12 protein-coding genes and 1 pseudogene are annotated in these 13477 nt (G+C 72.9%); 10 read left to right on the top strand and 3 right to left on the bottom strand.

Going from position 1 to position 13477, the window contains the following annotated elements:
* Positions 1-18: 18 nt before the first annotated feature.
* Positions 19-804, bottom strand: coding sequence for a VOC family protein (locus ACZ7LT_RS08430; RefSeq protein WP_471235213.1), 786 nt, complete (start codon positions 802-804; stop codon positions 19-21).
* Positions 805-1033: 229 nt separating this feature from the next.
* On the opposite strand from ACZ7LT_RS08430, the gene ACZ7LT_RS08425 reads away from it, so the two are divergent.
* The 8 genes from ACZ7LT_RS08425 to ACZ7LT_RS08390 all read left to right on the top strand — a co-directional run bounded on the left by ACZ7LT_RS08425 (position 1034) and on the right by ACZ7LT_RS08390 (position 9474).
* Positions 1034-2002, top strand: coding sequence for an NADPH:quinone oxidoreductase family protein (locus tag ACZ7LT_RS08425; RefSeq protein ID WP_471235212.1), 969 nt, complete (start codon positions 1034-1036; stop codon positions 2000-2002).
* Entirely contained in the window at positions 1999-3180 is a 1182-nt protein-coding gene (locus tag ACZ7LT_RS08420; protein ID WP_471235211.1) for an acyl-CoA dehydrogenase family protein, read from the top strand. The genes ACZ7LT_RS08425 and ACZ7LT_RS08420 overlap by 4 nt, the downstream gene beginning before the upstream one ends.
* A complete protein-coding gene (locus tag ACZ7LT_RS08415; protein WP_471235210.1) occupies positions 3177-4268 on the top strand; it encodes an acyl-CoA dehydrogenase family protein in 1092 nt (363 codons plus the stop codon). Before ACZ7LT_RS08420 ends, ACZ7LT_RS08415 begins: the two co-directional genes overlap by 4 nt.
* 130 nt (positions 4269-4398) lie before the next feature.
* Positions 4399-5997 (top strand): ABC transporter substrate-binding protein, encoded by a 1599-nt coding sequence (locus ACZ7LT_RS08410; RefSeq protein WP_471235209.1) that lies wholly within the window; start codon positions 4399-4401, stop codon positions 5995-5997.
* A gap of 23 nt (positions 5998-6020) precedes the next feature.
* Positions 6021-6986 (top strand): ABC transporter permease, encoded by a 966-nt coding sequence (locus ACZ7LT_RS08405; protein ID WP_471235611.1) that lies wholly within the window; start codon positions 6021-6023, stop codon positions 6984-6986.
* Entirely contained in the window at positions 6979-7845 is an 867-nt protein-coding gene (locus tag ACZ7LT_RS08400; protein ID WP_471235208.1) for an ABC transporter permease, read from the top strand. Before ACZ7LT_RS08405 ends, ACZ7LT_RS08400 begins: the two co-directional genes overlap by 8 nt.
* Positions 7842-8807: an ABC transporter ATP-binding protein gene (locus ACZ7LT_RS08395; protein WP_471235207.1), complete on the top strand. Its 966-nt coding sequence runs from the start codon at positions 7842-7844 to the stop codon at positions 8805-8807. The genes ACZ7LT_RS08400 and ACZ7LT_RS08395 overlap by 4 nt, the downstream gene beginning before the upstream one ends.
* On the top strand, positions 8800-9474 hold the full coding sequence (locus ACZ7LT_RS08390; RefSeq protein WP_471235206.1) for an ABC transporter ATP-binding protein: 675 nt from the start codon (positions 8800-8802) through the stop codon (positions 9472-9474). The genes ACZ7LT_RS08395 and ACZ7LT_RS08390 overlap by 8 nt, the downstream gene beginning before the upstream one ends.
* A 4-nt stretch (positions 9475-9478) precedes the next feature.
* On the opposite strand, the gene bla is transcribed toward ACZ7LT_RS08390, so the two are convergent.
* Positions 9479-10393, bottom strand: a complete 915-nt coding sequence (gene bla / locus ACZ7LT_RS08385; RefSeq protein ID WP_471235205.1) for a class A beta-lactamase — start codon at positions 10391-10393, stop codon at positions 9479-9481.
* Positions 10394-10625: 232 nt separating this feature from the next.
* On the opposite strand from bla, the gene ACZ7LT_RS08380 reads away from it, so the two are divergent.
* Both ACZ7LT_RS08380 and ACZ7LT_RS08375 read left to right on the top strand, forming a co-directional pair.
* Positions 10626-10820, top strand: coding sequence for a hypothetical protein (locus ACZ7LT_RS08380; protein ID WP_471235204.1), 195 nt, complete (start codon positions 10626-10628; stop codon positions 10818-10820).
* Between the two features lie 124 nt (positions 10821-10944).
* Positions 10945-12560 (top strand): annotated as a pseudogene (locus tag ACZ7LT_RS08375) (hypothetical protein).
* A gap of 52 nt (positions 12561-12612) precedes the next feature.
* On the opposite strand, the gene ACZ7LT_RS08370 reads toward ACZ7LT_RS08375, so the two are convergent.
* The gene (locus tag ACZ7LT_RS08370; protein WP_471235203.1) at positions 12613-13419 is read right to left on the bottom strand and encodes a VOC family protein; all 807 of its coding nucleotides are present in this window, start codon (positions 13417-13419) and stop codon (positions 12613-12615) included.
* Between the last annotated feature and the right edge of the window lie 58 nt (positions 13420-13477).

Raw genomic sequence — 13477 nt, 5'->3', positions numbered from 1 at the left:
CACCGTACGCGGCCGCCGTCAGCTCCCGGCGGGGGGCTCCGGCTTGAGGAGGGCGAAGGTCGCGCCGAAAGGGTCGGCGAGCCAGGCGATGCGGCCGACGTCCGGGACGTCGGCGGCGGGCATGAGGACCGATCCGCCGTTGCCCTGGGCCGACGCGGCGATCGCGTCGGCGTCGTCGACGGCGAAGTAGGGGACCCAGCGGGTCCGCTCGCCCGTCCCCTGGTGCGGGGCGACACCGCCGAAGGACGCGTCCTGCTGGTCGCCTTCGGCGGTGGAGAGCACCCGGTAGGTCATGCCCGGCGCCTCCATCGCCTGCTCGCGCCAGCCGAACAGCCCCCGGTAGAAGGTGAACGCCGCCTCCGGGTCGGGCGTGTGCAGTTCGACCCAGAGCAGACTGTGGGTGTCCGAGGTCTTCTCCAGACCCTTCGTGGACCCCGGCTGCCAGACGGCGAACTCGCCGCCCTGCGGATCGGTGAGGCAGGCCATCCGCCCGGCGTCCATCACGTCGAACGCCTCGACGCGCACGGTCCCGCCGGCCCGCTCCGCGTCGGTGGCCGTGCCGTCCGCGTCGGGTGTACGGAAGTACACCGTCCAGGCCGAGTTGGCACCCTCCTCGGTGAGCGGGCCGAGCGCGGCCACCGTGAGGCCGTCCTGCTGGAAGAAGCCGTAGCCGCCCGCGTCCGGTCCCGCCGACTCGAAATGCCAGCCGAACACCCGGCCGTAGAACGCGGCGGCGGCCGAGGGGTCGGGACTGCCGAGGTCGAGCCAGCAGGGGGAGCCCTTGATGAAGTCCGTACCGAGCATCTGACGTGTCCTGCCCTTCTGGAGGTCTGATCCGCCACGATGGCCGATCACCTTCGGCGGGCTCCGGCCGGTGCGGCCGGGCGGCCCCGGGTTCATCCTCCTGGCCCAGCCCCAGGCCGTACGGGCCCCTGGGAGGGAGGAAGTGCGGCCGTATGGTTCCCCGACCGGCAAGCGACCGCTTAGTATGCGACCGACCGCGCAGTATGGACGACGGCTGGTGGAGGTCCCGATGCAGGCATGGCGAGTGCACCACAACGGCGAGCCGGGTGAGGTGATGCGGCTCGACGACACGGACCGGCCCACCCCCGGCCCCGGGCAGGTGCTGCTGAAGGTGAGCGCCGCCAACATCAACTTCCCCGACGCGCTGCTCTGCCGCGGCCACTACCAGATCCGGCCCCCGCTGCCCTTCACACCCGGGGTGGAGATCTGCGCCCGGACCGAGGACGGCCGCCGCGTCCTCGCCACCCCCGCCCTGCCGTACGGCGGCTTCGCCGAGTACGCCGTCGCGGACGAGGCGGCCCTGCTCCCCGCCCCCGACGCGCTCGACGACGCCGAGGCCGCGGCCCTGCACATCGGCTACCAGACCGGCTGGTTCGGGCTGCACCGCAGGGCCGGGCTCACCGAGGGTGAGACGCTGCTCGTGCACGCCGCCGCCGGGGGCGTCGGCAGCGCCGCCGTCCAGCTCGGCAAGGCGGCGGGCGCCCGGGTCGTCGGCGTCGTCGGCGGTGCCGGCAAGGCCGCCGTGGCTCGGGAGCTGGGCTGCGACGTCGTCGTCGACCGGCACACCGACGATGTCGTCGCCGCCGTCAAGGAGGCCACCGGCGGCCGCGGCGCCGACGTCGTCTACGACCCCGTCGGCGGCGACGCCTACACCCAGTCCGCCAAGTGCGTGGCCTTCGAAGGCCGGATCGTGGTCGTCGGCTTCGCGAGCGGCACGATCCCCTCGCCCGCCCTCAACCACGCCCTCGTCAAGAACTACGCGGTCCTCGGCCTGCACTGGGGCCTGTACAACCAGCACGACCCCGCCGCCGTCCGCCGCTGCCACGACACCCTGACCGCCTACGCGGCCAAGGGCCTGATCAAACCCCTGGTCAGCGAGCGGGTACCGCTCGGCGTGGCCGCCTCGGCCGTCCAGCGGGTCGCCGACGGCACCACCACCGGCCGGGTCGTGGTCGTCCCGGAAGGAGCCGCGAAGTGACCGACGCCGCCGAACTGCGCATGCGTACCCGCGCGTTGCTCCAGGCCCATCCGCCCGCCACCACGGACCGCACCGACTTCCTGCGCGCCCGCTTCGACGCCGGGCTCGCCTGGGTCCACTACCCGCCGGGCCTCGGCGGCCTCGGCGCGCCGCGCTCCCTCCAGAGCGTGGTCGACGGCGAACTCGCCGCCGCGGCGGCCCCCGACAACGACCCGCGCCGGATCGGCATCGGCCTCGGCATGGCCGCGCCGACGCTCCTCGCCCACGGCTCCGACGAGGTCAAGGAGCGCTTCCTGCGGCCCCTGTGGGTCGGCGAGGAGGTGTGGTGCCAGCTCTTCTCCGAGCCCGGCGCCGGATCGGACCTCGCCGCGCTGTCCACCCGCGCCGTCCGCGACGGCGACAACTGGATCGTCAACGGCCAGAAGGTGTGGACCTCCAGCGCCCACGTCGCCCGCTGGGCGATCCTGATCGCCCGCACCGATCCGGACGTCCCCAAGCATCAGGGCCTCACCTACTTCATCTGCGACATGTCACACCCCGGTGTGGAGGTCCGCCCGCTGCGCCAGATCACCGGCGAGGCCGAGTTCAACGAGGTCTTCCTCACCGACGTCCGCATCCCCGACGCGCACCGCCTCGGCGCGACCGGTGACGGCTGGCGGGTCGCCCAGACCACCCTGATGAACGAACGCGTCTCCATCGGCGGCGCCCGCCTCCCCCGCGAGGGCGGCATGATCGGGCCCGTCGCCACGGCCTGGCGCGAGCGCCCCGAGCTGCGCACCCACGACCTCCACCAGCGGCTGCTGGCCCTGTGGGTCGAGGCGGAGGTCGCCCGGCTGACCGGCGAACGGCTGCGTCAGCAGCTCGTCGCGGGCGAGCCCGGCCCCGAGGGCAGCGGCATGAAGCTCCAGTTCGCCCGCCTGAACCAGGAGATCAGCGGCCTGGAGGTGGAACTCCGCGGCGAGGAGGGGCTGTTGTACGACGACTGGACCCTGCGCCGCCCGGAACTGGTCGACTTCACCGGCCGCGAGGCCGGCTACCGCTATCTGCGCTCCAAGGGCAACTCGATCGAGGGCGGTACGAGCGAGGTGCTCCTGAACATCGTCGCCGAGCGCGTCCTGCGACTGCCCGCCGAGCCCCGCACCGACAAGGACGTCGCCTGGAAGGACCTGACCCGATGAGCGCGCAGCCCGACCTCCTGTACTCCGGGACCGAGAACGACCTGCGGGCCGCCGTACGCTCCCTGCTCACCGACCGGGCCGACCCACCCGCCCTCCTCGCGCGCGTGGAGAGCGGCGACCCCTACGACACCGGCCTGTGGGACACCCTCGCCGCGGGGATCGGCGCCGCCGGGCTGCTGATCCCGGAGAAGTCCGGCGGCCAGGGAGCGGGACACCGCGAGGCCGCGGTCGTGCTGGAGGAGCTGGGCCGGACGGTGACCCCGGCGCCGTACCTCACCAGCTCCGTCGTCGCCACCGAGATGCTGCTCGCCCTCGACACCCAGGCGCCCGAGGTCGCCGGCCTGCTCGAAGCACTCGCCACCGGGCACCGCGTCGCCGTGCCCGTCCTGCCGCTCACCACCGCCCCGGACGACGCACCGCCCACCGACGGGCCGGTGAACGCGGTCGCCGACGCCGTACGCGCCGACGTCCTGCTGGTCCCGCGCCCCGACGGCCTCTACGCCGTCGACCGTAAGGAGGTGACGCTCACCCCGCAGACACCGCTCGACCTCACCCGCCCCCTCGCCACCGTCGCACCCCTGGGCGAGGGCGCCCCCGGCACCCGCATCGCCGACGCGCCCACCTCCCGCGCCGCCGTGCGCCGCGGCCTGCTCGCGGGCGCGGGCCTGCTCGCCTCCGAACAGCTCGGCCTCGCCGAGTGGTGTCTGGAGGAGAGCGTCCGCCACACCCGCGAACGCCACCAGTTCAACCGGCCGGTCGGCTCCTTCCAGGCGCTCAAGCACCGCATGGCCCAGCTCTGGGTGGAGATCGTCAACGCCCGTGCGGCGGCCCGCGCCGCCGCCGACGCGCTGGCCACCGGCAGCCCCGACGCCCCGCTCGCGGTCGCCCTCGCCCAGGCGTACTGCTCGCAGGTCGCCGTGCACGCCGCCGAGGAGTGCGTCCAGCTGCACGGCGGCATCGGTATGACCTGGGAGCACCCGGCCCATCTGGCGCTCAAGCGGGCCAAGGCGGACTCCCTGGCCTTCGGCACCCCCGGCCGGCACCGGCAGGCGCTCGCCACCCTGGCCGACCTGCCCGCGCCCCGCTGACCCCGCCCGCCGGACAAAGCCGCTGGCCCCGGCCCGTAGGTAAGGGGCCAGCTGGCCACCCACCCCTCTACATGCTGTTTAATTGCAAGCCGTTTGCAGAAGCAGCTGATCTTCATGAGGGAAGTGGGACATGACCGCCCGATCCATACGCGCAGCAGCCGCCGCGACGCTGGCCGGGGCCCTGGCCCTCGCCGCGGCGGCCTGCTCGAACCCGGGCGGGTCCGCCGCGGGCTCCGGCGGCGCCAAGGACTCCGCGGTCGTCGGCATCGCCTACGAGCCCGAGACCCTCAGCCCCCTCCTCGGCTACGGCAAGGACGGCAACTCCAAGATCTTCGACGGGCTGCTCGCCTTCGACGGCGCCATGAAGCTCAAGCCCGCCCTCGCCGTGGCGCTCCCCGAGGTGTCCAAGGGCGGGCTGACGTACACGTACAAGCTCCGCAAGGGCGTGACCTTCAGCGACGGCAAGCCCTTCACGGCCAAGGACGTCGTCTTCACCTACCGCACGATCCTCGACCCGAAGACGAACAACCCCTCCAAGACCGAACTCGACGCGCTGGCGGACGTGAAGGCCGTCGGCGACGACACCGTCGTCTTCACGCTCAAGTACCCCTACGCGCCGTTCGCCGAGCGGACCGTCCTCGCCATCGCCCCCCAGCACGCCGCGGCCGGCCAGGACGTCAACTCCGGCACCTTCACCACCAAGCCCATCGGCACCGGCCCGTACGTCCTCACCGGCTGGTCCAAAGGGGAGAAGATCAGCTTCAAGGCCAACCCCCGCTACTGGGGCGGCGCGCCCGCCGTGAAGAAGTTCACGATGGCGATCATCAAGGACGACGACGTCCGCGCCACCCGGCTGCGCTCCGGCGACCTCGACGGCGCGATCCTGCCGCCCAACCTCGCCAAGGGCTTCAAGAACGACAAGGGCCGCAAGACCTACGAGGCCACCACGTACGACTACCGCACCGTGACCCTGGCGACCCACAACAAGGTCGCCGGGGACACCGCCGTCCGCCAGGCCCTCGACCTCGCCGTCGACCGCCAGGCCATGGTCGACAAGATCCTCGAAGGCGCCGGAAAGCCCGCCTACGGCCCGGTCCCCACCGGCAGCGAGTGGTTCACCAAGGGCACCGAGCGCACCCACGACCTCACCAAGGCCAAGAAGATCCTCGACGACGCCGGCTGGAAGCCCGGCCCCGACGGCGTCCGGGTCAAGAACGGCGTCCGCGCCGCCTTCCCGCTCTGGTACCTCTCCGGCGACAAGCTCCGCCAGGACCACGCCCTCGCCTACGCCTCCGACGCCAAGAAGGCCGGCATCGACATCAAGACCCAGGCCGGCACCTGGGAGGTCATCGAACCCCGGATGAAGGACGACGCCGTCCTCGCCGGCGGCGGCTCACCCGGCGACCCCGACTTCGACCAGTACCTCCTGCTCCACTCCACCCTCGCGGGCGACGGCTTCAACAACATGGCCCGCTACGCCGACAAGAGCGTCGACAAGGCGCTCGACGACGGCCGCAGGACCAACGACAAGGCCGCCCGCAAGGCCGCCTACGACACCGTCCAGCGCGAACTGGTCAAGAACCCCGGCTACACCTTCCTCACCCACATCGACCACCTCTACGTCGTGAACGACACGTGGGACGGCCTGTCCACCCAGGTCGAGCCGCACGACCACGGGCTCGCCTCCGGCCCCTGGTGGAACGTCGAGAGCTGGAAGCCCAAGCTGTGAGCCGCCGCCTCCCCTGGGCGGCGATGGCCCGGATGACGGGACGGCGAGCCCTCTTCGCCGTCCCCGTCCTGCTGACCGTGACCTTCGCGGTCTTCGCCGTCGCCGCGGCCTCCCCCTTCGACCCCGTCAAGGCCTACGCCGGCACCGCCGGACTCACCGCCTCCCAGGACACCCTCGACCAGCTCCGCGCCAACCTCGGCGCCGACCAGCCGCTCGTGGCCCGCTGGTGGAACTGGCTCACCGCCGCCCTCGGCGGCGACCTCGGCGACTCCAGCGTGATGCGCCAGCCCGTCGCCGACGTCATCGGCGAACGCATCGGCTGGTCCGCCCTGCTCGCCGCCACCGCCTTCCTCGTCGCGATCCTGCTCGGCACCGCCCTCGGCGTCCTCGCCGCCCGCCGCCAGGGCGGCCTGCTCGACCGCTGCGTCAGCGCCGCCGCGTACACCCTGGAGGCGGCCCCCGCCTTCTGGCTGGGCCTCCTCGCCATCTGGTTCTTCGCGCTGAAGCTCGGCGTGCTCCCGGCCGGCGGCCTCACCGACACCGCCAGCGACACCGTCACCGCCGGGCAGGTCACCAGCCACCTCGTGCTGCCCGCCCTGGTCCTCGGCGTCTCCCAACTGCCCTGGTTCTTCCTGTACGTCCGCCAGGGCGTCGCCGACGCCCTTGACGAGGACCCCGTACGGGGCGCACGCGCGCGTGGCCTGAGCGAACGGACCGTCCTGCTCGGCCACGCCCTGCGCTCCGGCATGCTGCCGATGCTCACCCTCGTCGGCTCCCGCGTCCCCGAACTCATCACCGGCGCCCTGCTCGTCGAGACCGTGTTCAGCTGGCCCGGCATCGCCGCCGCCACCGTCCAGGCCGCTACCTCCGTCGACTTCCCGCTGCTCGCCGCCCTGACCGTGCTCGCCACGGCAGCGGTCCTCGCCGGCAACCTCCTCTCCGACCTCCTCTACGGACTCGCCGACCCGAGGGTGGGCTTCGATGGCTGAGCTCACCTGGACCTCCCGCGGCCGGACCCGCCGCTCCACCCGCACCGTCCGGATCACGGCCTCCGCCGTCGTCGTGGCGGCCGTCGTACTCGCCGTCCTGATCGTCCCGCCGCTCGTCCAGCTCGACGAACAGGCCGTCGACCTCGCGGACAAACTCCGCCCGCCGTCGCTCGCCCACCCCTTCGGCACCGACGACGTCGGCCGCGACCTGCTGCTGCGCTGCGTCTACGGACTGCGGATCTCCCTGCTCGTCGGCCTGGTCGCGGCGCTCGTCGCCACCGTCATCGGTACAGCGGTCGGCGCCGCCGCGGCGGCCTTCGGCGGCTGGACCGACCGGGTCGTGATGCGGATCGTCGACGCCTTCTCGTCCGTACCGCATCTGCTGCTCGGCATCTTCATCGTCGCCATGTTCCGCCCCGGCGTCTGGCCCGTGATCGTGTCCGTCGCGCTCACCCACTGGCTGTCCACCGCCCGGATCGTCCGCTCGGAGGTGCTCTCGCTGCGCGCCCGGCCCTTCGTCGACGCGGCGATCTCCGGCGGCGCCTCCCGATGGCGGGTCACCGTCCGCCATCTGCTGCCCGCCGTCCTGCCGCAGGCAGGGCTCGCCGCCGTCCTGATGGTGCCGCACGCCATGTGGCACGAGTCCGCGCTCTCCTTCCTCGGCCTCGGCCTGCCCAGCCACCAGGCCAGCCTCGGCAACCTCGTCCAGACCGCGCGCTCCTCCCTCCTCGCCGGGGACTGGTGGCCGACGCTCTTCCCCGGCCTCCTCCTGATCGTCCCGACCCTCGCCATCGCCGGCCTCGCCGGCGCCTGGCGGGAGCGGATCAACCCGCGCCGCCGATCGGAGCTGATGCTGTGACCGCGCCCGTCCTCACCGTCGACGGCCTGTCCGTACGGTTCCGAATGCGCGGCGGCCGCCATGTCGCCGCCGTCTGTGACGCCAGCTTCGAGCTGGCGGCGGGGGAGTGCCTGGCCCTCGTCGGCGAGAGCGGCTGCGGCAAGTCCGTCCTCGCCTCCGCCCTGCTCGGCCTGCTCCCCGGCAACGCCCAGACCGCGGGCCGGGCCGTCGTTGACGGCATCGAGCTGCTCGGCGCCGACGAGAAGACGCTCGCCCGTACGGTACGGGGCCGGCGCATCGGCCTCGTACCGCAGAGCCCGGCCGCCCACCTCACCCCGGTCAGGACCGTACGGGCCCAGCTGGAGGAGACCCTGCGCGAGCTCACCGGCACCCCGCGCCGGGAGCTGCGCCGGGCCGCCGAGACCGCCGCCGAGCGCGCCTCCTTCCCGGCCGGCCATCTCGACCGCTTCCCGCACGAGCTCTCCGGCGGCCTCGCCCAGCGCGCCGCGACCGCCCTCGCCCTCATCGGCGACGCGCCGCTGCTGCTCGCCGACGAACCCACCACCGGGCTCGACCGGCCGCTCGTGGACCGTACCGTCGACGAACTGCGCCGCCACGCCGACGACGGCCGCGCGCTGCTGATGATCACCCACGACCTCGCGGCGGCCGCGCGGATCGCGGACCGGGTCGCCGTGATGTACGCGGGCCGGATCGTCGAACTCGCCGCCGCACCCGACTTCTTCGGCGAGCCCGGCCCCCGCCACCCCTACGCCCGCGGGCTGCTCGCCGCCTTGCCCGAGCGGGACTTCACCCCCATCCCCGGCCTGCCGCCCGAGCTCGGCGACCTCCCCCCGGGCTGCACGTTCGCGGCCCGCTGCGCGCGGGCGGACGACCGGTGCGAGGAGCGCCCGCGCTTCACCGCGGGGATCGCCTGCCACCACCCCGTCGGCCTGAGCGCCCGCCTGGAGGGGCACCGTGCTTGAACTCCACGCCGTCACCGCCGGATACGACCGGCGCCGCCCCGTCTTCCAGGACGCCTCCCTGACCGTCGCACCCGGCGAGGCCGTCGGCCTGCTCGGCCCCAGCGGCTGCGGGAAGTCCACCCTCGCGCGCGTGGCGGCCCTGCTGCACCGGCCCGACGCGGGCCGGGTCACCCTCGACGGCACCGACGTCCGCGGCTGGCGCCACCGCGCCCCCCGGGCCCTGCGGACCTCCGTCGGTGTCGTCTTCCAGCAGCCCCGGATGTCCGCCGACCCCCGCCTGCGGCTGCGCGACCTGATCGCCGAGCCCCTGCGGGCCACCGGCCGCCGCGCCGAGGCCGCCGACCGGGTCGCCGAACTGGCCCCGGCCGTCGGCCTCACCGACGACCTGCTGGCCCGCCGCCCGCACGAGGTCAGCGACGGCCAGCTCCAACGGGCCTGCCTGGCCCGCGCCCTGGCGCTGCGCCCGCGCTGGCTCATCTGCGACGAGATGACCGCGATGCTCGACGCGTCCACGACGGCGGCGCTGGTCGCCGCCGTCGAGACCTACCGCCGCGAGGAGGGCGCGGGACTCCTGGCCGTGGGCCACGACCGGGTGCTCCTGGAACGCTGGTGCGACCGCACCCTCGACTGGGAGAGCTGCGCCCGCGGCGCCCAAGGGGTCTCGTAACGGGCTAGGTGAGCGCCTCCGCCAGCAGCGCCGCGGCCTTGGCGACGAGGGGATTGTCTGCCGGGGCGGCCTCCTCCTGCTTGGCCGTGAAGACGGCCATCACGATCGGCGCCTGGCCGGGCGGCCACACGACGCCCACGTCGTTGTTGCCGCCGTACCGGCCCGCGCCGGTCTTGTCGGCGACGGTCCAGTCGGCCGGCAGCCCCTTGCGGAACCGCTCGCCGCTGGTCGTGTTGGCGAGCAGCCAGCCGGTGAGGCGCTGCCGGTCGTCACGCTCCAGGACGTTGCCGAGGGTGAGACGCGCGTAGGTCCGGCCGATGGCTCGGGGTGTGGTGACGTCGGTCTCGCGCCAGGGTTCCGCCGAGTTGAGTTCGGGCTCCCAGCGGTCGAGCCGGGTCGTGCCGTCCCCGATCGAGCGGGCGAAGGCGGTGATGGCGGTCGGTCCGCCCAGTTCGGTGAGGAGGAGATTGGCCGCGGTGTTGTCGCTGTGGCAGATGGTGGCGTGACACAGCTCGGCGATCGTCATGCCGTGGGCGAGGTGCTCGTCCTTCCCCGTGATCGGGGACCAGCCCGACCTGGTGACGTACGGCGCGGTGTAGCGGATGCGCCGGGCCAGGAACGAGCCGTCGTGGTCGAGGTCGCGCAGGACGGCCGCGGCGGCGAGCGTCTTGAACACCGAGCAGATGGGGAAGCGTTCGTCCGCGCGGTACGCCACCGTCCTCCCCGAGCCCGTGTGATGGGCGAACACGCCCAGCCGGGCGGAGTGCTCCCGCTCCAGCCGCCTGAGCCGCGCGGTGACGCCCTTTGCGCCGGACAGGGCGTGGGCCGTCCCGACGGGCGACAGGGCGGCTGCGAGCGCCGCGCCGGCGCCGAGTGCCAGTGCGGTACGGCGGGACGGCCGTAATGCGGTGACGTGCACGGGGATTCCCTTCGAAGCGATCACGACATACGTCACCACGCGCGCGGGGTCCCGGTCGGTTTCGCCGCGCGGGCGACGGACGCGCGCAAGGGCTCCGAACGACTCGGATCCCAAGGCGCTACGCACGACCACCCGTTCGGCGGACATGCCGTACGGCCGGATGACGCCCGTACTCCGCCACACTGGCCGCCGAGCGCCGCATTTCCCGTGCGGCACAAGGAAGGTGGCGAAGGTGGCCGTGTCCGTCTCTGTCGTACTGCTCCTGCTGATCCTCGCGGTGATCTTTCTCCGCAACGGCGGTCTCAAGTTCTCGCACGCGCTGGTCTGCGCCCTGCTCGGCTTCTTCCTGGCGGGGACGAGCATGGCGCCGACCATCCAGAACGGTGTCGCCGCGACGGCGAACGTGGTCAGCGGGCTCAAGCCGTAACGTTTCCCGACCATGAAGTGACCATGAAGTGACCGTGAAACACCGGGCATTTCCATGTACATCTCAACGACTCGGTCCTAACGTCGGCCGCCGGCGCGACGACGTTACGCATCCGAGGAGCCGTATGTCCCCCCTGAGACCCGACCGCCCACCGCGCATCTGCCGCCGGACGCGCGACCGTGCCCGCTCCTTCGCGCTGCTGCTCGTCACCGCGACCGCCTTCACGGCCGCCGCCCCCGCCGTCGCCACCGAGATACCCAAGGCCCCGGGCCACCGGCTGGTCGACGACTACCGCGGCGCCCCCGCGACCGCCCGGCCCGTCCCGGCCGAGGCCCCGCCCCAGCACCCCCACCTCGCCCCCAACGGCCGCAGCGGGATGCACGCCGACGCCGCCGGCAGCGGCACCCACCCCTACTCCGGACCGCTCGGCCGCAACCCCTCCGTCACCAGCGCGCGGATCGCCCCCGTGGGCGGTGAATGCGCCACCGCCACCTTCGACTCGGCGGGCCGGCTCCTCACCGTCTGCGGCACCTTCACCGGTTTCCTGCTCAAGCTGCTCGACCCGCGGACCCTCGACACCCTCGCCGAGTACGAACTGCCGCAGCGCTCCTCGACCGTCGAGGCCGTCACCCGGCTCGACTTCTCCAAGATCTTCAAGGACACCTCCGGCGGCGCCTACTTCTACCTCGACGACCGGGACCGGGTCGTCCTCGCCGACTCGCGGCAGCACGTCCTGCGCATCGCCCACGACCGAGGCCCTGACGGAGCCTGGCGGTTCACCGTCCAGGACGACTGGGACCTCACCGCGCACGTCCCGCACGACTGCGTCAGCTGGACCAACCTCTTCCCCAGCGGCGACTGCGACCCCGTCACCTCCGTGATGCCCGACTGGCAGGGCCGGATCTGGTGGGTGACCCGGCTCGGCCGGGTCGGCACCGTCCACCCCGGCACCGGTGAGATCCGCTCGCTGCGGCTGACGGGCGAGGAGATCCAGAACTCCTTCTCCGTCGCCGAGGACGGCGTCTCGATCGTCTCCGACACGCCCTCTACAGCTTCCGGGCCGCCCCCGACGGGACCCCGGTGGTTCAGTGGCGCCAGACCTACGACCGCGGCACCGGCACCAAGCCCGGCTCCGTCAACCAGGGCTCGGGCACCACCCCCGACCTGTTCGGCCAGGGCGGCGAGCGGTACGTCGCCATCACCGACAACGCCGACGACCGGATGAACGTCCTCGTATACCGCCGCGGCACCGACGTCCCCGCCCACCGCCGCCTCGTCTGCAAGGTGCCGATCTTCGCCTCCGGCGCCTCCACCACCGACAACTCCCTCATCAGCTGGGGCACCAGCCTCGTCGTCGAGAACAACTACGGCTACGAGAACCCGCTCTCCCTCACCTTCGGCCGCAGCGTCGTCGGCGGAGTCACCCGGATCGACGTCCGCCCCGACGGCAGCGGCTGCGACACCGTCTGGGAGAGCGCGATCCGCTCCCCCTCCACCGTCCCCAAGCTCTCCACCGCCAACGGCCTGCTCTACTTCTACGAGAAGGAGCCCAACGCCCTCGGCATCGACGCCTGGTACCTCACCGCCGTCGACGTCCGCACCGGCGAACGGCGCTGGCAGCGCCTCACGGGCACCGGCCCCGCGTACGACAACAACTGGGCCCCGATCACCATCGGCCCCGACGGCACGGCCTACGTGGGCGTCTTCAACGGCATCGTCGCCGTCCGCGACCAGGGGTGAGCGACCCGCCACGCGCGTGTGCCCGGGACCTCGCGGCACACCCACACGCACCTCAGAGCAGGTCGGGCATCTCACCTTCGGTGGTGCCCTGGTCGATCACCGCGAAGGCCGCGCCCTGCGGGTCCACGATCGCCGCGAACCGGCCGAACGGGCTGCCCATCGGCCCGAACACCACCTGCCCGCCCAGCTTCTGCGCCTTCGCGACCGCCGCGTCGCAGTCGTCCACGGCGAAGTACACCTGGATGTACGAGGGGACGTCGGGCGGGAAGTCGCCGGTCATCAGCATCCGGCCGAGCTCGGGATTGTCGTCCAGGGTGTAGATCTTGTAGTCCATCTCCGGGACGTCCGGGGCGTCCATCGTCTTCACGCCGTAGCCGAAGACGGCCGGGAAGAAGGCGTCCGACTCGTCCGGTGTGCGGGTGAAGATCTCGCTCCACACGTACGAGCCCGTCTCACCCATCTTCTCGAAGCCCTCGTGGGCGCCGCCCTGCCAGACGCCGAAGGTGACCCCGCCGGGGTCCTGCGCCAGGCACATCGACCCGAAGTCACCGACCTGCATCGGCTCCATCAGCAGGGTCCCGCCGTTGTCGCGGATCTTCCGCGCGGTGGCGGCCACATCGGACGAGGCGAGGTACAGACACCACGCCGACCGGCTCTCCTCGCCGTCCTGGCCGGGCATCGGCGGGACGACGGCGGCGACCGCCTTGCCGTCGCGGTAGGCCTGGGTGTAGCTGCCGAACTCCGACGCGGCCTCGCCGAAGGTCCACCCCAGCACGTCACCGTAGAACGCCTTCGCACCCTCCACGTCGGTGAACATCGCGTCGGTCCAGCACGGCTTGCCGTCAGGTTGTGCGGCCATGACTGTGACTCTCTTCTGTCTGAGCGGTGATTTTCTGATCGGTGATCGGTCCTCTGCC

The organism is Streptomyces sp. NPDC039465 (genome assembly GCF_055639315.1).
The sequence above is the reverse complement of the archived record's forward strand: the minus strand, read 5'-3'. Positions and strand labels throughout refer to the sequence as shown.